16 protein-coding genes are annotated in these 20,259 nt (G+C 59.8%); all 16 read right to left on the bottom strand.

What is annotated here, in order from left to right:
* Positions 1–31: 31 nt before the first annotated feature.
* Positions 32–877, bottom strand: a complete 846-nt coding sequence (gene kdsA, locus J5M66_RS20180; RefSeq protein WP_016985082.1) for a 3-deoxy-8-phosphooctulonate synthase — start codon at positions 875–877, stop codon at positions 32–34.
* Positions 878–881: 4 nt separating this feature from the next.
* A complete protein-coding gene (locus tag J5M66_RS20175) occupies positions 882–2,513 on the bottom strand; it encodes a CTP synthase (protein WP_016771462.1) in 1,632 nt (543 codons plus the stop codon).
* Between the two features lie 274 nt (positions 2,514–2,787).
* The gene (tilS, locus tag J5M66_RS20170) at positions 2,788–4,116 is read right to left on the bottom strand and encodes a tRNA lysidine(34) synthetase TilS (RefSeq protein ID WP_207808982.1); all 1,329 of its coding nucleotides are present in this window, start codon (positions 4,114–4,116) and stop codon (positions 2,788–2,790) included.
* 148 nt (positions 4,117–4,264) lie between these two features.
* Positions 4,265–5,212: an acetyl-CoA carboxylase carboxyltransferase subunit alpha gene (locus J5M66_RS20165; protein WP_016771465.1), complete on the bottom strand. Its 948-nt coding sequence runs from the start codon at positions 5,210–5,212 to the stop codon at positions 4,265–4,267.
* A 139-nt stretch (positions 5,213–5,351) separates the two neighbouring features.
* Positions 5,352–8,873: a DNA polymerase III subunit alpha gene (dnaE, locus tag J5M66_RS20160; protein WP_207808984.1), complete on the bottom strand. Its 3,522-nt coding sequence runs from the start codon at positions 8,871–8,873 to the stop codon at positions 5,352–5,354.
* A gap of 76 nt (positions 8,874–8,949) precedes the next feature.
* Positions 8,950–9,576, bottom strand: coding sequence for a ribonuclease HII (gene rnhB, locus J5M66_RS20155; protein WP_016771466.1), 627 nt, complete (start codon positions 9,574–9,576; stop codon positions 8,950–8,952).
* Positions 9,577–9,587: 11 nt separating this feature from the next.
* The gene (gene lpxB, locus J5M66_RS20150; RefSeq protein ID WP_206422220.1) at positions 9,588–10,721 is read right to left on the bottom strand and encodes a lipid-A-disaccharide synthase; all 1,134 of its coding nucleotides are present in this window, start codon (positions 10,719–10,721) and stop codon (positions 9,588–9,590) included.
* Positions 10,721–11,497, bottom strand: a complete 777-nt coding sequence (lpxA, locus tag J5M66_RS20145) for an acyl-ACP--UDP-N-acetylglucosamine O-acyltransferase (RefSeq protein ID WP_073476048.1) — start codon at positions 11,495–11,497, stop codon at positions 10,721–10,723. Before lpxA ends, lpxB begins: the two co-directional genes overlap by 1 nt.
* Complete coding sequence (fabZ, locus tag J5M66_RS20140; RefSeq protein ID WP_016771469.1) at positions 11,494–11,934, bottom strand: 3-hydroxyacyl-ACP dehydratase FabZ; 441 nt, start codon at positions 11,932–11,934, stop codon at positions 11,494–11,496. The genes lpxA and fabZ overlap by 4 nt, the downstream gene beginning before the upstream one ends.
* Before the next feature lie 106 nt (positions 11,935–12,040).
* Entirely contained in the window at positions 12,041–13,096 is a 1,056-nt protein-coding gene (lpxD, locus tag J5M66_RS20135) for a UDP-3-O-(3-hydroxymyristoyl)glucosamine N-acyltransferase (protein WP_207808986.1), read from the bottom strand.
* Positions 13,097–13,099: 3 nt separating this feature from the next.
* Positions 13,100–13,603: an OmpH family outer membrane protein gene (locus J5M66_RS20130; RefSeq protein WP_003222140.1), complete on the bottom strand. Its 504-nt coding sequence runs from the start codon at positions 13,601–13,603 to the stop codon at positions 13,100–13,102.
* 45 nt (positions 13,604–13,648) lie between these two features.
* Positions 13,649–16,024 (bottom strand): outer membrane protein assembly factor BamA, encoded by a 2,376-nt coding sequence (gene bamA, locus J5M66_RS20125; RefSeq protein ID WP_207808988.1) that lies wholly within the window; start codon positions 16,022–16,024, stop codon positions 13,649–13,651.
* 74 nt (positions 16,025–16,098) lie between these two features.
* Positions 16,099–17,451, bottom strand: coding sequence for a sigma E protease regulator RseP (rseP, locus tag J5M66_RS20120; RefSeq protein ID WP_110600137.1), 1,353 nt, complete (start codon positions 17,449–17,451; stop codon positions 16,099–16,101).
* 55 nt (positions 17,452–17,506) lie between these two features.
* A complete protein-coding gene (gene ispC / locus J5M66_RS20115) occupies positions 17,507–18,697 on the bottom strand; it encodes a 1-deoxy-D-xylulose-5-phosphate reductoisomerase (protein ID WP_207808991.1) in 1,191 nt (396 codons plus the stop codon).
* Positions 18,694–19,500 carry a phosphatidate cytidylyltransferase gene (locus J5M66_RS20110; RefSeq protein WP_016771474.1) on the bottom strand — a complete coding sequence of 269 codons (807 nt, stop codon included), beginning with the start codon at positions 19,498–19,500 and terminating at the stop codon, positions 18,694–18,696. Before J5M66_RS20110 ends, ispC begins: the two co-directional genes overlap by 4 nt.
* Positions 19,500–20,255, bottom strand: a complete 756-nt coding sequence (gene uppS, locus J5M66_RS20105; RefSeq protein WP_207808993.1) for a polyprenyl diphosphate synthase — start codon at positions 20,253–20,255, stop codon at positions 19,500–19,502. Before uppS ends, J5M66_RS20110 begins: the two co-directional genes overlap by 1 nt.
* Positions 20,256–20,259 lie beyond the last annotated feature (4 nt).

Here is a 20,259-nt window from a genome sequence, read left to right as displayed (position 1 = left end):
ATCGTGCGGTACTTTACCGGAGAATCGAGCGTTACGCGGTTTCTACCGTCGGAAAACTCTTCACCAGTTCGTCCAGAGCTTTGAGCTGGGCCAGGAATGGCTCCAGTTTGTCCAGACGCAAGGCGCAAGGGCCGTCGCATTTGGCGTTGTCCGGATCCGGATGCGCTTCGAGGAACAGACCCGCCAGCGACTGGCTCATGCCGGCCTTGGCCAGATCCAGAACCTGGGCACGGCGACCGCCGGCGGAGTCGGCACGACCGCCAGGCATTTGCAGCGCGTGGGTCACGTCGAAGAATACCGGGTATTCGAACTGCTTCATGATGCCGAAGCCGAGCATGTCGACCACGAGGTTGTTGTAGCCGAAGCTCGAACCGCGCTCGCAGAGGATCAACTGATCGTTACCGGCTTCTACGCACTTGTTCAGGATGTGTTTCATTTCCTGAGGTGCGAGGAACTGGGCTTTCTTGATGTTGATCACGGCATTGGTCTTGGCCATCGCGACGACCAGATCGGTCTGACGCGACAGGAAGGCCGGCAGCTGGATGATGTCGCAGACCTCAGCGACCACCGCAGCCTGATCCGGCTCGTGGACGTCGGTGATGATCGGCACGCCGAAGGCTTGCTTGATGTCCTGGAAGATGCGCATGCCCTCTTCCAGGCCAGGACCACGATACGAAGTCACAGAAGACCGGTTGGCCTTGTCGAAGCTGGCCTTGAACACGTAAGGGATACCGAGTTTCTCGGTGACCTTCACGTACTCTTCGCAAACCTGCATGGCCATGTCACGGCTTTCCAGCACGTTCATGCCGCCGAACAGGACCATGGGTTTGTCGTTGGCAATCTCGATGTCGCCGACGCGGATGATCTTCTGTGCCATCGGGTTACGCCTTCTTCTGGTGTTGAGCCAACGCGGCTTTGACGAAACCGCTGAACAGCGGATGACCGTCGCGTGGGGTCGAGGTGAATTCAGGGTGGAACTGGCAGGCAACGAACCATGGATGATCCGGCGCTTCAACCACTTCGACCAGCGCAGCATCGGCGGAACGACCGGAGATTTTCAGGCCGGCTTCGATGATCTGCGGCAGCAGGTTGTTGTTCACCTCGTAACGGTGACGATGACGCTCGACAATCACGTCCTTGCCGTAGCAATCATGGACTTTGGAGCCCGGCTCAAGCAGGCAATCCTGTGCGCCGAGACGCATGGTGCCGCCCAGATCGGACGCTTCGGTACGCACTTCGACAGCGCCGGTGGCGTCTTCCCACTCGGTGATCAGACCGACAACCGGATGGCCGCTGGCACGATCGAACTCGGTGGAGTTGGCGTCTTTCCAGCCCAGCACGTTACGGGCGAACTCGATGACCGCCACTTGCATGCCCAGGCAGATGCCGAGGTACGGAACCTTGTTTTCGCGAGCGTACTGAACGGCAGTGATCTTGCCTTCCACGCCACGCAGACCGAAGCCGCCCGGCACCAGAATCGCGTCGACACCTTCGAGCAGCGCAGTGCCCTGGTTCTCGATGTCTTCGGAATCGATGTAGCGCAGGTTGACCTTGGTGCGGTTGCTGATACCGGCATGGCTCATCGCTTCGATCAGCGACTTGTAGGCGTCGAGCAGTTCCATGTACTTGCCGACCATGGCGATGGTCACTTCGTGTTCCGGGTTCAGCTTGGCATCGACCACTGCGTCCCACTCGGACAGGTCGGCGCTGCCGCACTGCAGACCGAAACGCTCAACGACGAAATCGTCCAGACCCTGCGAGTGCAGGATCCCCGGGATCTTGTAGATGGTATCGGCGTCTTCCAGCGCGATTACCGCACGCTCTTCAACGTTGGTGAATTGCGCGATCTTGCGACGCGAGGACACGTCGATCGGGTGATCGGAGCGGCATACCAGCACGTCTGGCTGCAGACCGATCGAACGCAGTTCCTTGACGGAGTGCTGGGTCGGTTTGGTCTTGGTTTCGCCAGCGGTGGCGATGTACGGCACCAGCGTCAGGTGCATCAGCATCGCGCGCTTGGCGCCGACTTCGAAACGCAGCTGGCGGATGGCTTCGAGAAACGGTTGCGACTCGATGTCACCGACGGTGCCACCGATCTCGACCATCGCCACGTCTGCGTCACCGGCACCCTTGATGATGCGGCGCTTGATTTCGTCGGTGATGTGCGGGATTACCTGGATGGTTGCACCCAAGTAGTCGCCACGGCGCTCTTTGCGCAGCACGTGCTCGTAGACACGGCCGGTGGTGAAGTTGTTGTTCTGGGTCATGGTCGTGCGGATGAACCGCTCGTAGTGCCCCAGATCCAGGTCGGTCTCGGCGCCGTCGTGGGTGACGAACACTTCACCGTGCTGGAACGGACTCATGGTGCCTGGATCGACGTTGATGTACGGATCCAGCTTCAGCATGGTGACCTTAAGCCCCCGCGCCTCCAGGATAGCCGCCAATGAAGCCGAGGCAATGCCTTTCCCCAATGAAGAAACAACACCGCCCGTGACGAATATGTAGCGCGTCATGAAAAACCCTAGAAGTCTGCGTTAAAGCGGAACGAGCCGCCGGGGAAAGCGAAGGAAGGCCGAAGCCCCCGATCACCTGCATTAATCACAGTGCACCTTTCGAAAAAACCGCCGCGTTGTGACAGACCGGCAGATGAAACACCGGTACGTTGCTCGCTACACATTTTTTGGAATCGCCCAGCAAAGACTGCTTGGTAATCGGCAACTCCTGCAATTCAGGCGAATCCACAGAAGTTGTATCAAGAAGGGAGCGTAGTCTACCGGAATGCTCCTTTCAGCTCAAACCTTGATCTTCGTCTGTTGGCTGCCAGTGCAATGTCCAGCCTTCGTCCATCTGACCAGCAAGACCCGACAGGTTCGCCACGGCGAGCAATTCTTCACCACGAAACAGCAGCGGCAATCTGCCACGCACGAAGGCCGGCACCGCGCGCTCGTTGAGCAGACGCTTGAGATCACGGCTGCCGCGCTCAGCCAATTGCATGACCTCACCGCCCTGCCGATAGGCAATACGCAAAGGTCCGGATGGAGCTTGCCCGTGGAGCATGACGCGTCCGTTATCCGGCAAGCGTAGCGCTGAAGTCGGGGTCTGCCAGTCGGCGCCGATCACTGGCGTGCCCAACCAATTGCCGCTCAGCCACCAGACGCGACCGGCGCTGCGGTGCAGCTCTCCGTCGGCCAGACGCCAGATCGGTGAAGCGTCGGCGCCGGCATTGCACAGCGTTGTCCAACCCGACCAATGGTCAGCATCCGGCAGCCGGGTCAACGGTTCGAGCCAGTGGCTGAGGGCATTTCGCTGGCGCGCGTCAGACAACGCCGTCAATGGTGTCAGCTCCAGCGATGGCACACCCAGCCAAGCGAATTCATGGGGCGTTGCGGCTTGTGCGAGATCAATCTGCGCCAGCTCATCGAGCAAGCCCTGCGCCTCACGCAGATGCGCAGCCGTTCGCGCCATGCTCGCCTGCGCTTGCGGCCAGCGTTCGGTCAGCAGCGGCATAACTTGCTGGCGCAGGTAGTTACGGGAAAACTGGCGATCCTGATTCGACGGGTCTTCGATCCAGCGCAACTGATGCGCCTGTGCATAACCTTCCAGCTCAGCACGACTGACATCCAGCAACGGTCGAACCAGCGTGCCCTGTCCCACTGGACGCTGCTGCGGCATCGCGCCGAGCCCGCGGACACCGGCACCGCGCAACAGCCGAAACAGCAGGGTTTCCGCTTGATCGTCGCGGTGCTGGCCAGTCAACAGCACGTCATTGCTCTGCGTCAGCGAACTGAACGCGGCATAACGCGCATCCCGCGCCGCCCGCTCCAGGCTCGCCCCGCCCTTCACGGTGACCCGCTCCACTTGCAACGGCACGCCCAGCGCATCGCAAACGTCTTGGCAGTGTTGCGGCCACGCATCGGCCGCAGCCTGAAGGCCGTGGTGGATGTGGATGGCGCTTAACGCAGGGAGGGATTCGGTGTTCGCCAGGGTGGCGAGCAGATGCAGGAGGACGGTGGAATCGAGGCCACCGGAGAAGGCGATGCGCCAGTGAGCGACGTTGCGCCAGGGCTCAAGGCTCAGCAGAAGACGGGATGGCAAATCAATCGAGCGTTCACCCATGTCTTTACCCTCGCCGGAAACCAAATGTGGGAGCGAGCTTGCTCGCGAAAGCTGATTAACATTCAACAATTTCGTCGTCTGTTATAACGCCTTCGCGAGCAAGCTCGCTCCCACAGTGTTTTGCATCGTCAGCCAAATCGGCGCTCGATTAGAGACCGTAGCTCATCAGGCGATCGTAACGGCGCTTGAGCAGCGCTTCGTTATCGAACTGCTTGAGCATCGCCAGTTGCGAGCTCAGCTCGGCGCGGATCGAAGCGGCGGCAGCAGCCGGGTCACGATGGGCGCCGCCCAGTGGCTCGCTGATCACCTTGTCGACGATACCCAGGCCTTTCAGACGCTCAGCGGTGATGCCCATCGCTTCAGCGGCATCCGGCGCTTTCTCGGCGGTTTTCCACAGGATCGACGCGCAACCTTCCGGCGAGATCACCGCGTAGGTCGAATATTGCAGCATGTTCAGTTGATCGCAAACGCCGATGGCCAGTGCGCCGCCGGAACCACCCTCACCAATTACGGTGGCGATGATCGGGGTCTTCAACCGCGCCATCACACGCAGGTTCCAGGCAATCGCTTCGCTCTGGTTGCGCTCTTCAGCGTCGATTCCAGGGTAGGCACCCGGGGTGTCGATGAAAGTCAGGATCGGCATCTTGAAGCGCTCGGCCATCTCCATCAGACGGCAGGCCTTGCGGTAGCCTTCCGGACGCGGCATGCCGAAGTTGCGGCGAACTTTCTCACGCACTTCACGGCCCTTCTGGTGGCCGATGATCATCACCGGCTGGTCTTCCAGACGGGCGATGCCGCCAACGATGGCAGCGTCGTCGGAGAAGTGACGGTCGCCGTGCAGTTCGTCGAACTCGGTGAAGATGTGCTCGATGTAATCGAGGGTATACGGGCGTTTCGGGTGACGCGCCAGGCGTGCGATCTGCCAGCTGGTCAGCTTGCCGAAGATGTCTTCGGTCAGCGTCTTGCTCTTGTCCTGCAGGCGGGAGATCTCATCGCCGATATTCAGCGAATTGTCATTACCGACCAAGCGCAACTCTTCGATCTTGGCTTGCAGGTCGGCGATCGGCTGTTCGAAATCTAGAAAATTCGGGTTCATAGGCGTCCGTCTTGGGTCGTGTCCCAAGTGAGCTTGGGCCGGCCGGTTGTCTATTCGCGCCCTACCTTAAGGGAGAGGCGCGCTGAGGTCGAGATTAAAAATTCAGGTTGCGGGCAAGCGCAATGATGGCACTTGCCGGTCAACGGTATTGGAGGAAGACGTTGTCTCGCCCGAACTGGTCACGCAGGGCTTGAATCAAGGTATCCGCCGGGTCGATCCGCCAGGTCTCGCCGAACTGCAGCAAGGTCTTCGCATCCGGGCTGGTGTACTCCATGGTCACCGGGCACGCGCCGCGATGACGCTTGAGCAGTTCGCCCAACCAGCGTAGCTGATCGCCTTTCAGATCCTGGGTGTGCAGCTTCAAGCGCAGGCTTTCGGCCAGATTGGTCCGCGCATCCTCCATGCTCATCACCCGCTTGACCCGCAGGCGCAGGCCGCCGGAGAAGTCGTCATTGCTGACCTCGCCTTCAACCACCACCATCGCGTCGGTCTGCAACAGCGATTGCGCCGAATGGAACGCATCGGCAAACAGCGACGCTTCGATCCGCCCGGAGCGGTCGTCGAGGGTGATGAAACCCATCTTGTCGCCCTTCTTGTTCTTCATCACCCGCAGGGCAATGATCATCCCTGCCACGGTCTGTGTGTCGCGTGCCGGTTTCAGATCGATGATGCGCTGGCGGGCGAAACGGCGGATCTCGCCTTCGTATTCGTCGATCGGGTGACCGGTCAGGTACAGGCCCAGGGTGTCTTTTTCACCCTTGAGCCGCTCCTTGAGGGTCAGATCCTTGGCTTTGCGATGAGACGCGTAAACGTCGGCGTCTTCTTCGACGAACAAGCCGCCAAACAGGTCGGCGTGGCCACTGTCGTGGGTTCGCGCGGTCTGCTCGGCCGCCTTGATCGCCTCTTCCATCGCCGCCAGCAGTACCGCGCGGTTACGGTCGATGTTGGCTTGATAGGCCTTTTGTTCGTCGTGGAAATACGGGCCGAGACGATCCAGCGCACCACTGCGGATCAAGCCATCAAGAGTACGTTTGTTGATGCGCTTGAGGTCGACCCGCGCGCAGAAATCGAACAGATCCTTGAACGGACCGGCCTGACGCGCTTCGGTGATCGCCTCCACCGGACCTTCACCAACACCTTTGATCGCGCCGAGGCCGTAAACGATACGGCCGTCGTCGTTCACCGTGAACTTGAACTCCGAAGTGTTCACGTCCGGCGCGTCGAGGCGCAGCTTCATCGTCCGCACTTCTTCGATCAAGGTCACGACCTTGTCGGTGTTGTGCATATCCGCCGAGAGTACCGCAGCCATAAACGGCGCCGGGTAGTGAGCTTTCAGCCAAGCGGTCTGGTAGGACACTAGGCCGTAAGCGGCGGAGTGGGATTTGTTGAAACCGTAACCGGCGAACTTTTCCACCAGGTCGAAAATGTTACCGGCAAGATCCGCGTCGATGCCGTTGGTCGCGCAACCCTCAATGAAACCGCCGCGCTGCTTGGCCATTTCTTCAGGCTTTTTCTTACCCATCGCTCGACGCAGCATGTCCGCACCGCCGAGGGTGTAACCGGCCATGACCTGAGCAATCTGCATCACCTGTTCCTGATACAGGATGATGCCGTAGGTCGGCGCCAATACCGGCTTGAGCCCGTCGTACTGGTAGTCGGAGTGCGGATAGGCCAGTTCGGCGCGACCGTGCTTACGGTTGATGAAGTCGTCCACCATGCCCGATTGCAGCGGACCGGGACGGAACAGTGCCACCAGTGCGATCAAGTCTTCCAGGCAGTCGGGCTTGAGCTTTTTGATCAGCTCTTTCATGCCTCGGGATTCAAGCTGGAACACCGCCGTGGTTTCGGCTTTTTGCAGCAACTGGTAGGTCGGCTTGTCGTCCAGCGGAATAAAAGCGATATCCAGCGGCGGCTCGTTGACCTTGGCGCGATCGCGGTTGATGGTTTTCAGCGCCCAGTCGATGATCGTCAGGGTCCGCAGGCCGAGGAAGTCGAACTTCACCAGACCGGCGGCCTCAACGTCGTCCTTGTCGAACTGGGTTACCAGACCGTCGCCGGCCTCGTCGCAATAGATCGGCGAGAAGTCGGTCAATTTGGTCGGCGCGATCACCACACCACCGGCGTGTTTGCCGACGTTACGCACCACGCCCTCGAGCTTGCGCGCCATCTCCCAGATTTCCGCCGCTTCTTCATCGACCTTGATGAAGTCGCGCAGGATCTCTTCCTGCTCGTAGGCTTTTTCCAGGGTCATGCCGACTTCGAACGGAATCATCTTCGACAGACGATCCGCCAGGCCATAGGACTTGCCCTGCACCCGCGCCACGTCACGGACCACAGCCTTGGCGGCCATGGAACCGAAGGTGATGATCTGGCTCACCGCGTTGCGGCCGTATTTCTCGGCCACGTAATCGATCACGCGGTCACGGCCGTCCATGCAGAAGTCGACGTCGAAGTCGGGCATCGAGACCCGTTCCGGGTTGAGGAAACGTTCGAACAGCAGGTCATATTCCAGCGGGTCGAGGTCGGTGATCTTCTGTACGTAAGCCACCAGCGATCCGGCACCCGACCCACGGCCCGGACCTACCGGTACGCCGTTGTTCTTGGCCCACTGGATAAAGTCCATCACGATCAAGAAGTAACCGGGGAAGCCCATCTGGATGATGATATCCAGCTCGAAATTCAAGCGGTCGACGTAGACCTGGCGCCTGGCTTCGTAGTCTTCGGTGGTGTCCTTGGGCAGCAGCACCGCCAGGCGTTCTTCGAGCCCTTCGAAGGAGACCTTGCGGAAATACTCGTCGATGGTCATGCCATCGGGGATCGGGAAGTTGGGCAGGAAGTGCGTGCCCAGCTTCACTTCGATGTTGCAGCGCTTGGCGATCTCGACGGTATTTTCGATCGCATCGGGAATATCGCTGAACAGCTCGAGCATTTCCTCGGCGCTTTTCAGGTATTGCTGATCGCTGTAATTCTTCGAACGACGCGGGTCATCGAGGGCGCGGCCTTCACCGATGCACACACGGGTTTCGTGGGCGGCGAAGTCTTCCTGCTTGATGAAGCGCACATCGTTGGTCGCCACCAGCGGCGCGCCAAGCTTGTCGGCCAGCGCCACGGCGCCGTGCAGTTGCTCTTCATCGTTGGGGCGGTTGGTGCGCTGGATTTCCAGATAGAAACGATCCGGGAACACCGCCATCCACTCGCGCGCCAAGGCCTCGGCTTCCGCCGGGTTGCCGCCGATCATGGCCATGCCGATCTCGCCTTCTTTGGCGGCGGACAGCATGATCAAACCTTCGTTGGCCTCGGCCACCCATTCGCGCTCGACGATGACCATGCCGTTGCGCTGGCCTTCGATGAAGCCACGCGAGATCAGTTCGGTGAGATTGCGATAACCCTGAGCGTTCATCACCAGCAGGCTGAGGCGGCTCAGCGGTGCATCCGGGTCCTTGTTCGCCAGCCACAGGTCGGCGCCGCAGATCGGCTTGATGCCGGCGCCCATGGCGTTTTTATAGAACTTGACCAGGGAACACATGTTGTTCTGGTCGGTGACCGCGACCGCCGGCATGTTCATGGCGGTCAGCGCTTTGACCAGCGGCTTGATCCGCACCAGCCCGTCGACCAGGGAGTATTCAGTGTGCAGGCGTAGATGAACGAATGAAGCCGGCATAGTGATCCTGTCCAGTTACATAGAGACAACGAGGCCCGGATTGTACCGGGCCTCGAATAAAACATCAGCCTTGCGCCTAAACCTGCGTCAGGCTTTCCCGCGCCTCGTAAGCCAGGCGTACCGGGGCAAACGAGCGGCGGTGAATCGGCGTCGGGCCGAGCCGCGCCAGTGCTTCCAGATGAACGGGCGTCGGGTAGCCTTTATGGCCGCCGATGCCGTAGCCCGGGTAGATCAATTCGAACGCCGCCATTTCGCGATCACGACTGACCTTGGCCAGAATCGACGCCGCCGCGATCGCCGGCACCTTGCCGTCGCCCTGAATCACCGCCTCGGCACGCATCGGCAAATGCGGGCAGCGGTTACCGTCGATCATCGCCAGCTTCGGCTGAATATGCAGACCGGCAACCGCGCGCTGCATGGCCAGCATGGTCGCGTGGAGGATATTCAGATCGTCGATTTCTTCAACTTCGGCGCGGGCAATACACCAGCTCAGGGCTTTCTCGCAGATCTCGTCGTAGAGCTTTTCGCGCTTGGCTTCGGTGAGCTTTTTCGAATCGTCGAGGCCGAGGATCGGCCGGTTCGGATCGAGAATCACCGCTGCCGTTACCACCGCACCGCACAACGGACCACGACCGACTTCATCAACACCGGCGACCAGTTCTTCGACTTCGGCTACCAGAGTGAAATCCAGGCCCATTTGCATGCTTGTCTTGCTCATTGTGGTTTGCCGATCAGGTCAAGGACGGCTTGCGCCGCCTGATTGGAAGCATCGCGCCGCAGCGTGCGGTGGATCTCGTCGAAGCCGCGGGTCTGTTCATCGCCGCCATCGATCAAGGGCGACAACGTCTGCGCCAACGCCTCGACAGTCGCATCATCCTGCAACAACTCGGGCACCAGCAAGCGCTGGGCGAGCAAGTTGGGCAGCGACACGTACGGGCTCTTGACCATGCGTTTGAGAATCCAGAACGTCAGCGGCGCCAACCGATACGCCACCACCATCGGCCGCTTATACAGCAGCGCTTCAAGGGTAGCGGTCCCGGAGGCGATCAGCACGGCGTTGCACGCGGCGAGCGCCAGATGAGATTTACCGTCGAGCAATGTCACCGGCAAATCCCGACCAGCAAGCAAGGCCTCGAGTTGCACCCGGCGTTCCGGGTTTGCACAAGGCATGACAAAGCGCACGCCCGGACGCATGGCGCGCAGACGTTCGGCAGTGTCGAGGAACAGCGCGCCGAGGCGACTGACTTCACCGCCACGGCTGCCCGGCATCAAGGCCACCAGCGGGCCGTCGGGCAAACCCAGCTCGGCGCGTGCAGCGGCGCGGTCGGCTTGCAGCGGAATGGTATCGGCCAAGGTGTGACCGACGAAACGCACCGGCACGCCTTTCTCTTCGTAGAATTTCGCTTCGAACGGCAACAGGGTCAGCATCAGATCGCAGCCTTCGCGGATCTTCAGCACCCGTTTCTGCCGCCATGCCCAAACCGACGGGCTGACGTAATGCACGGTCTTGATCCCGGCCTGACGCAGCTTGAGTTCGATATTGAGGTTGAAATCCGGCGCATCGATACCGATGAACACGTCCGGCTTTGCGGCAATCAGTGTGGCAATCAGCTCTTTGCGGCGCTTGAGCAATTCACGCAGCCGACCGAGAACCTCCACCAGCCCCATGACCGACAAGCGCTCCATGGGAAAGTACGAGGTCAGGCCTTCGGCCTGCATCAACGGACCGCCGACGCCGATGAACTCGACTGCCGGGTGCTGTGCCTTGAGCGCGCGCATGAGGCCGGCGCCGAGAATGTCACCGGAAGCCTCACCCGCCACCAGCGCAATACGCAGACTGGCCATGATCAGCGGGTGATGCCGCGAGTCGACGCCTGGATCGAATCACGGAACACGGCGACTTCAGGGAACTGCGCAGACGACTCGGCCAGTTCGGCCAACGCCTGTTCGACCGTCAGGCCCTGCCGATAGACAGTCTTGTACGCGCGGCGCAGCGCATGAATCGCGTCTTCGCTGAAACCGCGACGGCGCATGCCTTCGAAGTTCATGCTGCGCGCTTCGGCCGGGTTGCCGAACACGGTGACGAACGCCGGAACATCCTTGCCGATCGCCGTGCCCATGCCGGAAAAGCTGTGGGCGCCGATGTGGCAGTACTGATGCACCAAGGTGAAACCGGAGAGGATCGCCCAGTCGTCAACGTGTACATGCCCGGCCAACGCAGTGTTGTTGACCAGAATGCAGTGGTTGCCGATGACGCTGTCATGGCCGATGTGGGCATAGGCCATGATCAGGTTGTGATCACCCAGGGTGGTTTCCGAACGGTCCTGCACGGTGCCACGGTGAATGGTCACGCCTTCACGAATGACGTTGTGGTCGCCGATCACCAGGCGGGTTTCCTCGCCTTTGTACTTCAGATCCGGGGTGTCTTCGCCTACCGAAGAAAACTGGTAGATGCGATTGTGCTTACCAATGCGGGTCGGCCCCTTGAGGATCACGTGCGGCCCGATCACGGTACCCTCGCCGATTTCCACACCTGCGCCGATGATCGACCACGGGCCGACCTCGACGCCGTCAGCCAGAACGGCGGACGGATCGATGATTGCGCGAGGGTCAATCAAACTCATACTTTCTGTTCCGCGCAGATGATTTCTGCCGAGCAGACCGGCTTGCCGTCCACCGAAGCCTGGCATTCGAACTTCCAGATCTTGCGCTTGCAGCTGATGAATGTCGCTTCAAGGATCAACTGATCGCCCGGCTTGACTGGCTGGCGGAAGCGCAGCTTGTCGGAACCGACGAAGTAATACAGGGTGCCGTCGGCCGGTTTGACGTCGAGCATCTTGAAACCGAGGATCCCGGCAGCCTGAGCCATCGCTTCGATGATCAGCACGCCCGGCATGATTGGATGCGCAGGGAAGTGACCATTGAAGAACGGTTCATTGATGCTGACATTCTTGTAGGCGCGAATTCGCTTGCCTTCAGTGTCCAGTTCCACCACCCGGTCCACCAGCAGGAACGGGTAACGGTGAGGCAGGTATTCGCGAATCTCGTTGATGTCCATCATTTCAGGGGAAAGCCTATGTAAAGATTGGGAGCGCGACTGACGCGCACTCCTCTAGCAAATCAAGGAGGCAGTCCAGAGGCTGTGCACACTTGATATGGAAATGGTATCAGCCATCAGATGAAGCATTACCGTCAGGGGTCACTTCCCCAACGCGCTTTTCCAGCTGTTTCAACCGTCGCGCGATGTCATCGAGCTGACGGATGCGGGCCGCGCTTTTGCGCCATTCGGCCGCCGGTTGCATGGCTGTGCCGGAAGAATAGGCGCCCGGCTCGGTAATCGAGTGAGTCACCATGGTCATCCCGGTCAGGAAAACGTTGTCGCAAATATCAATGTGGCCGACCAGACCAACACCGCCGGCGAGCATGCAGTGCTTGCCGATTTTGGTGCTGCCGGAAATGCCGACGCACGCGGCCATGGCGGTGTGATCACCGACCTGGACGTTGTGCGCGATCTGAATCTGGTTGTCGAGCTTCACACCGTTGCCGATCACAGTATCGGCCAGAGCGCCGCGGTCGATGGCGGTGTTCACGCCGATCTCGACATCGTCGCCGATGGTCACGCCACCGATCTGGGCGATTTTCTGCCAGACGCCTTTTTCGTTGGCGAAGCCGAAGCCCTCACCGCCGATCACTGCGCCGGACTGAATAACCACACGCTTGCCGATGCGCACATCGTGATACAGCGTGACGCGCGGAGCGAGCCAGCCGCCTTCACCGATTTCGCTGCGCGCGCCGACTACGCAATGCGCGCCCAGCGTCACCTGTGCAGCGATGCGTGCGCCGGCTTCGATCACCACGAACGGACCGATGCTGGCACTTGGATCAACCACTGCGTCCGCCGCGATCACCGCTGTCGGATGAACCCCGCCAGCCGCTTTTGGCTTTGGATCGAACAGATGCGAGATGCGTGCATAGGCCAGGTAAGGGTCCAGCACCACCAAGGCATTACCTGCGAAACCTTCGGCGTCGGCTTCCTTGAGCAACAGTGCAGCTGCTCGAGAACCGGCCAGGTATTTGCGGTATTGGGGATTTGCCAGAAAGCTCAACTGAGCTGGGCCAGCCTCTTGCAAAGTGGCTAGCCCAGTAATTTGCCTCTCGGGGTCGCCACGCAGGGTGGCGCCGAGGTGCTCGGCCAACTGGCCGAGCCTGATAGTCACGGTCATGGGTTACTTCAGCTGATTCATGCGCTCGATAACCTGGCGCGTGATGTCGTACTGAGGTTTGACATCGATGACTGCGCCACGCTCGAACACCAGGTCAAAACCACCCTTCTTGATGACTTCTTCCACAGCGCTGTCCAGCTTCGGCTTCAGCTGCTTGAGCATTTCACGGTCAGCAACGGCTTTGGCTTCGTTCAGCTCCTTGGACTGGAACTGGAAGTCGCGGGCCTTTTGCTTGAATTCCAGCTCCAGACGCTCACGCTCGCCCTGCTGCATCTTGTCGCCACCGGCCATCAGACGGTCCTGAATGCCTTTGGCGCTGCTTTCCAGGGTTTTCAGCTTGGTCAGTTGCGGACCGAACTTCTTCTCGGCATCCACGGCGTACTTCTTCGCCGCGTCGGATTCCAGCAGTGCCATCTGATAGTTCAGCACGGCAATTTTCATGTCGGCGAACGCCGGGCCTGCCACCAGTACGGAGGCCAGGAGAACCAATTGAGTCAACTTACGCACGATGCACTCCTACAAAATCCATTGTCGTTATCTTGGGTCAGACGCTTAGAACGTCTGGCCGAGGGAGAATTGGAACACTTGAGTTTCAGCGTCATCCGGTTTCTTGATCGGCATCGCCAGCGCAAAGCTCAAAGGACCCAGTGCGGTGACCCAGGTCACGCCGACACCGACGGAACTGGCCATGTTGCTCAGGCTGATGTCGTTGCACTTGGTGTTGGACGACGAGCCATTGGCGTTCGTAGTGTCCTTGCACTGCGAGTCAAATACGTTACCCACATCCCAGAACACCGAAGTCCGCAGGGAACGCTGATCTTTAACGAATGGCAGCGGGAAAAGAACTTCCACACCGCCCTGGATCAGGACGTTACCACCGAACGGCAGTGGATCCTGGTCAGGGTCGGCGATAGTGCCCGGGTTGGTACCACGGCTCGGCGTACTGCGCGGGCCAAGGGTGCTGTCCTTGAAGCCACGTACCGAGTTGAAACCACCTGCATAGTAGTTTTCATAGAACGGCAAGCCGTCGGTCGAACCGTAACCGTCGCCATAACCGAGTTCGGTGTGCAGGCGCATGGTGTAGTTTTCGGTGATCGGCTGGAATAACTGGCCACGATAGTCGAGCTTGAAGAACGACAGGTCGCTGCCGGGGATGGTGGTTTCCAGAGTCAGGCTCTGGGACCGGCCACGGGTCGGCAGTACGCCTTTGTTCAGGGTCGATTCCGACCAACCGGCCGAAGCCTTGAAGTTCAGGTAGTTATCGCCTTCCTTGTTAACGAAATCGAAAATCTCGTCAACGGTGTAGCGACCGGTGTTGATCTTGTCCTGTTGAACGGAAGCACCGAAGGTCAGACGCGAAGTCTCGCTGATCGGGTAACCGACGTTCACGCCGGCACCGAGGCTGTCTACCGCATAGCTGGAAATATCGGCATCGAGTTCATCGTAGTCGGTGGTGCGATAGAACGCGTTGTAACCAAGGCTCACGCCATCGGCGGTCCAGTACGGGTCAACGTAACCGAAGTTGTAACGGCTCTGGTATTCGCTGCGGGTCAGACCGATGCTGACGCGGTTACCGGTACCGAGGAAGTTGTTCTGGGTGATCGAGCCACCGAGGATCAGACCGGCGCTCTGGGCGAAACCGACGCTGGCGGTGATCGAACCGGAAGCCTGTTCTTCAACGGCGTAGTTCACATCAACCTGGTCGTCGACACCTGGCACGGCCGGGGTTTCAACGTTGACTTCCTTGAAGAAGCCCAGACGCTCCAGACGGGTCTTGGACTGGTCGATCAGGTAGGTCGAAGCCCAGCCGCCTTCCATCTGACGCATTTCACGACGCAGCACTTCGTCTTCGGACTTGGTGTTGCCACGGAAGTTGATGCGGTTGACGTAGGCACGCTTGCCCGGATCGACAGCGAAGAGGATGTCCACAGTGTGGTCGTCGTCATGGGGCTGAGGCACGCCGTTGACGTTGGCGAAGGTGTAACCCTCGTTACCCAGACGACGGGTGATCAGCTCGGAGGTGGTGGTCATCAGCTTGCGCGAGAACACCTGGCCCTTCTGCACCAGCAACAGCGATTTGATCTGCTCTTCAGGGACTTTCAGGTCGCCACTGAGCTTGACGTCACGAACGGTGTACTTCTCGCCTTCGGTGACGTTGACGGTGATGTAGACGTGCTTCTTGTCCGGGGTAATCGATACCTGGGTCGAAGCGATGTCCATGTTGATATAGCCGCGGTCCAGGTAGTAGGAACGCAGACGCTCCAGGTCACCGGAGAGTTTTTCACGGGCATATTTGTCATCGTTCTTGAAGAACGACAGCCAGTTGGTGGTTTTCAGTTCGAACAGGTCAGTCAGGTCTTCCTCAGGGAAAACCGTATTGCCTACCACGTTGATGTGCTGGATGGCGGCAACGGTACCTTCGTTGATCTTCACCTTCAGACCCACGCGGTTACGCGGCTGCGAAACCACTTCGGTGTCGACGGTAGCGGAGTAACGACCCTGGGCAACGTACTGACGCTGCAGTTCGTTACGCACACCCTCGAGGGTGGCGCGCTGGAAGATTTCGCCTTCGGCCAGACCGGATTGCTTGAGGCCCTTCATCAGGTCTTCAGTGGAAATCGCCTTGTTGCCTTCGATTTCAATACTGGCGACCGAAGGACGCTCGACGACGGTGATGACCAGAACGTTGCCTTCGCGGCCCAGCTGGATATCTTGAAAGAAACCGGTTTTGAACAACGCACGAGTGGATTCCACCAGGCGACGATCATCCGCCTGCTCGCCGACGTTCAACGGCAAGGCACCAAAGACGCTACCCGCGGAGACCCGCTGGAGGCCATTGACGCGAATATCAGAGATAGTGAAGGACTCGGCGTGAACTTCGGCGATCATCAATACGGTGAGAACCGCAGTTAGCAGCAGACGTTTCATGAAGTCCTTTCTTATTCCAACTGGCAATAAACAAACTGCCGCAAAATGCGGCAGATTCGCAATTCAGCGAAGCGTTACAGTCGACCCAGATCGTTGACCAGAGCAAGCAACATCACCCCGACCACCAAACTGATACCGATCTGTATCCCCCAACCTTGCACCCGATCCGACAAGGGGCGACCACGCACCCACTCGATCAGATAAAACAACAAATGCCCCCCATCCAGTACAGGAATGGGCAGCAAATTCAGAACGCCCAGGCTAATACTCAGATAAGCAAGGAAATTCAGGAAATCAGCGACGCCCGACTGGGCAGAAGCGCCCGCCACTTTAGCAATGGTTATCGGTCCACTCAAGTTTTTTACCGAGAGCTCGCCGAACAGCATTTTCTTCAGTGAATCCAGCGTCAGAATGCTCATGGTCCAAGTGCGACGGGCACCCTCGCCAATCGCGGCCAGCGGGCCATAACTGACCTCGCGGATCATTTCCGGCGGCCAGTCGATGGCTTTGACGCCAGCGCCCAGATAACCGCTTGGCGCTTTGCTTTCACCGCGCGCCGCCAGGGTCACAGGGACGTCGATTTGAGCATTGTCGCGCTCGATGCGCAGCATGATTTTGGTATCAGGACGCGTACGAACGGTATCGACCACTTGCTGCCAGTCATCGAGCGGCTGGCCATCAAGCGCCAGCAATCGATCGCCGGTTTTCAGCCCCGCCGCCTGAGCCGGACCTTTCGGGTCCAGCTCGGCAAGCACCGGCGGCAAGGCCGGACGCCAAGGACGAATGCCCAGCGAGCGGATCGGATCCGGCTCGTCGGCGCCTTTTAGCCAGTTATCCAGGGCCAGCGTGCGCGGCGATTCTGCCGTCGAACCCTGCTCGCGCACCAGCAATTGAATGGCGCCGCTCTCACCGAGACGGCGCACCAGTTGCAGATTGACCGCAGCCCAACCTGACGTTGGCTCGCCATCGATCGAAACAATCTCCTGACCGGCATTCAGACCAGCCTTGGCGGCAATGCTGCCAGACTCGACCGCGCCAATGACCGGACGCACCTGCTCGCTGCCGAGCATCGCCAGCACCCAGAAGAACACCAGCGCCAGCAGGAAATTGGCAATCGGGCCGGCTGCGACGATGGCGATACGCTGACGTACCGATTTGCGATTGAACGACTGATCGAGTTGATCGACCGGCACTTCGCCTTCGCGCTCGTCGAGCATCTTGACATAGCCGCCCAAGGGAATCGCGGCGACCACGAATTCAGTGCCTTGCTTGTCATGCCAGCGCAGCAACGGCATGCCAAAGCCCACGGAAAACCGCAGAACCTTGACGCCACAGCGACGCGCGACCCAGAAGTGGCCGAATTCGTGGAAGGTGACCAGCACACCCAGGGCGATCAGGGTGCCGGCAATCATATAGAGCGCGCTCATCTACTTTCTCCGCAATCCTGTTCAGTGTCGCGTGTCGCCGTTGCGTTACAAAAAACTATCGGCCGTGCCGACTCAACCATTGCTCGGCCAGCAATCGCGCCTTCGCGTCCGCCGTAAATACGGCATCCAGATCGTTCAGCGCCACCACCGGCTCCAGATTCAAGACTTCCTCGATGATACTCGCGATTTCCAGGTAGCGAACCCGTCCGTCGAGAAACGCTGCAACTGCCACTTCATTGGCCGCGTTAAGCATCGCCGGCGCGCTGTCGCCAGCTTCGGCCGCCTGACGAGCCAAACGCAGGCAGGGGAAGCGGCTTTCATCGGGCGCCTCAAAATCCAGTCGTGCAATGGCGAACAGATCCAGTGGCGGTACGCCGGAATCGATACGCTCAGGCCAGGCCAGGGCGTTGGCGATCGGCGTGCGCATGTCGGGGTTGCCCAATTGCGCCAGCACCGAGCCATCCACATAGTCGACCAGAGAATGGATCACGCTTTGCGGATGAATCACCACTTCGACCTGAGTCGGTTTGGCATCGAACAACCAGCAGGCTTCGATCAGTTCCAGACCCTTGTTCATCATGCTTGCCGAATCCACGGAGATCTTGCGCCCCATGGACCAGTTCGGATGCGCGCAAGCCTGTTCCGGCGAAACATGCGCCAGCTCGGACATCGGCGTCTGCCGGAAAGGACCGCCAGAGGCCGTCAGCAAGATCCGCCGCACCCCCACCGAGCTCAAGCCGCGGGCGAAATCCGCTGGCATGCACTGAAAAATCGCGTTGTGCTCACTGTCGATCGGCAGCAGCACCGAGCCGCTTTTGCGCACAGCCTGCATGAACAGAGCGCCGGACATCACCAGCGCTTCCTTGTTGGCCAGCAGAATCTTCTTGCCCGCCTCGACCGCCGCCAGTGTCGGACGCAGCCCGGCCGCACCGACGATGGCCGCCATTACTGCATCGACTTCGGGCGCGGAGGCAACCTGACACAGGCCCTCCTCGCCCACCAGGACGCGAGTCGGCAAACCGGCTGCACGCAAGTCATCCTGCAAGCCGCGCGCTGCGGCCACTTCAGGCACCACGGCAAACTGCGGCACATGGCGCACGCACAAGGCGAACAACTCACTGAGGCGTGTGAAACCACTCAATGCAAAAACCTGATAACGCTCAGGATGACGCGCAATCACATCCAGGGTGCTCAGACCGATCGAACCGGTCGCACCCAACACGGTAATCTGCTGGGGACGACTCACGGGGCGGCCATCCAGAGCAATACGGCGAACACCGGAATGGCTGCGGTCAGGCTGTCGATGCGATCCAGCACGCCACCATGCCCGGGCAGCAGATTACTGCTGTCCTTGATGCCGGACTGTCGCTTGAACATGCTTTCGGTAAGGTCACCGACCACGGAAATGAAGACGATCACTGCCGCGCCGATCAGGCCTTTGAGCAGCTCGGCCACGGTCCAGTCGCGCACCAGCCCGACGATCGCGGTAATCACCAGACTCAGCGCCAGACCACCGTAAACACCCTCCCAGCTCTTGCCCGGACTGACCTGCGGCGCCAGCTTGCGCTTGCCGAACTTGCGCCCGGAGAAATAAGCGCCGATGTCCGCGCCCCAGACCAGCACCATCACGGCCATGATCAACCAGTTACCCAGTGGGTACTGCTTGATCTGCACCAGACCCTGCCACGCAGGCAGCAGGATCAGCAGGCCGATCAGCAGCTTGGTTGCCGCTGTGGACCAGTGCGCGCTGGAGCGTGGATACGTCAGCACCAGATAAGTCGCAATCGCCCACCAGATCACCGATGCACCGAGCACCCAAGGCGCAAGGCCCGGCAACACGTACATGACAAACAGCATCAAGGCGACCACAGCGGCAAAGCCGACGCGGAACGACTGTGCGGTGAAGCCGGCCAGACGCGCCCATTCCCAGGCACCAAGGCTCACCACCAGGCCAATGAACAGCGCGAAGCCGGCACCTTTGAGCAGGAAAAACCCGCACAAGGCAATCGGCAGCAGGATCAGTGCAGTGATGATTCGTTGTTTAAGCATTAAACCCGGGCTCCAGCTTCGACCTGTTCGCTCGTTTTACCGAAGCGACGCTGGCGGGAAGCGAAATCGGCCAGCGCGGTGCGCATGGCGTCGTGTTTGAAGTCCGGCCAGAACAGGTCGGAGAAGTACAACTCGGCGTAGGCCAGCTGCCACAGCAGGAAGTTGCTGATGCGATGCTCGCCACCGGTGCGAATGCACAGGTCAGGCAACGGCAGATCGCCGGTGGCCAGACAGGCCTGCAGCAGATCCGGGGTGATGTCCTCTGGTCGCAAATGCCCGGCCTGGACTTCACGCGCCAGACGTTGCGCAGCCTGGGCGATATCCCACTGACCGCCATAATTGGCTGCGATCTGCAAGACAAAGCGGTTGGCACCGACCGTCATGGCCTCAGCCTCGCGCATCGCCGCCTGAAGCTCAGGGTGGAAGCGCGAGCGATCGCCAATGATGCGCAGACTGATGTTGTTGTCGTTGAGGCGCTTGGCCTCACGACGCAAGGCCTTGAAGAACAGGTCCATCAAGGCACTGACTTCATCGGCCGGGCGCTGCCAGTTTTCACTGGAGAAGGCGAACAGGGTCAAAACTTCGACCTTGGCCTCAGCGCACACCTCGATCACTGCCCGCACAGCATCCACGCCCGCTTTATGCCCGGCGACACCCGGCATAAAGCGTTTTTTCGCCCAGCGATTATTGCCATCCATGATGATCGCGACATGGCGCGGCACCGCGGACGGCGCAGTCTGCTTGGTCTTGTCCATTTAA

This window comes from Pseudomonas sp. 67(2021), assembly GCF_017491835.1.
Taxonomy (GTDB): Bacteria; Pseudomonadota; Gammaproteobacteria; order Pseudomonadales; family Pseudomonadaceae; genus Aquipseudomonas; species Aquipseudomonas atacamensis.
The sequence above is the reverse complement of the archived record's forward strand: the minus strand, read 5'-3'. Positions and strand labels throughout refer to the sequence as shown.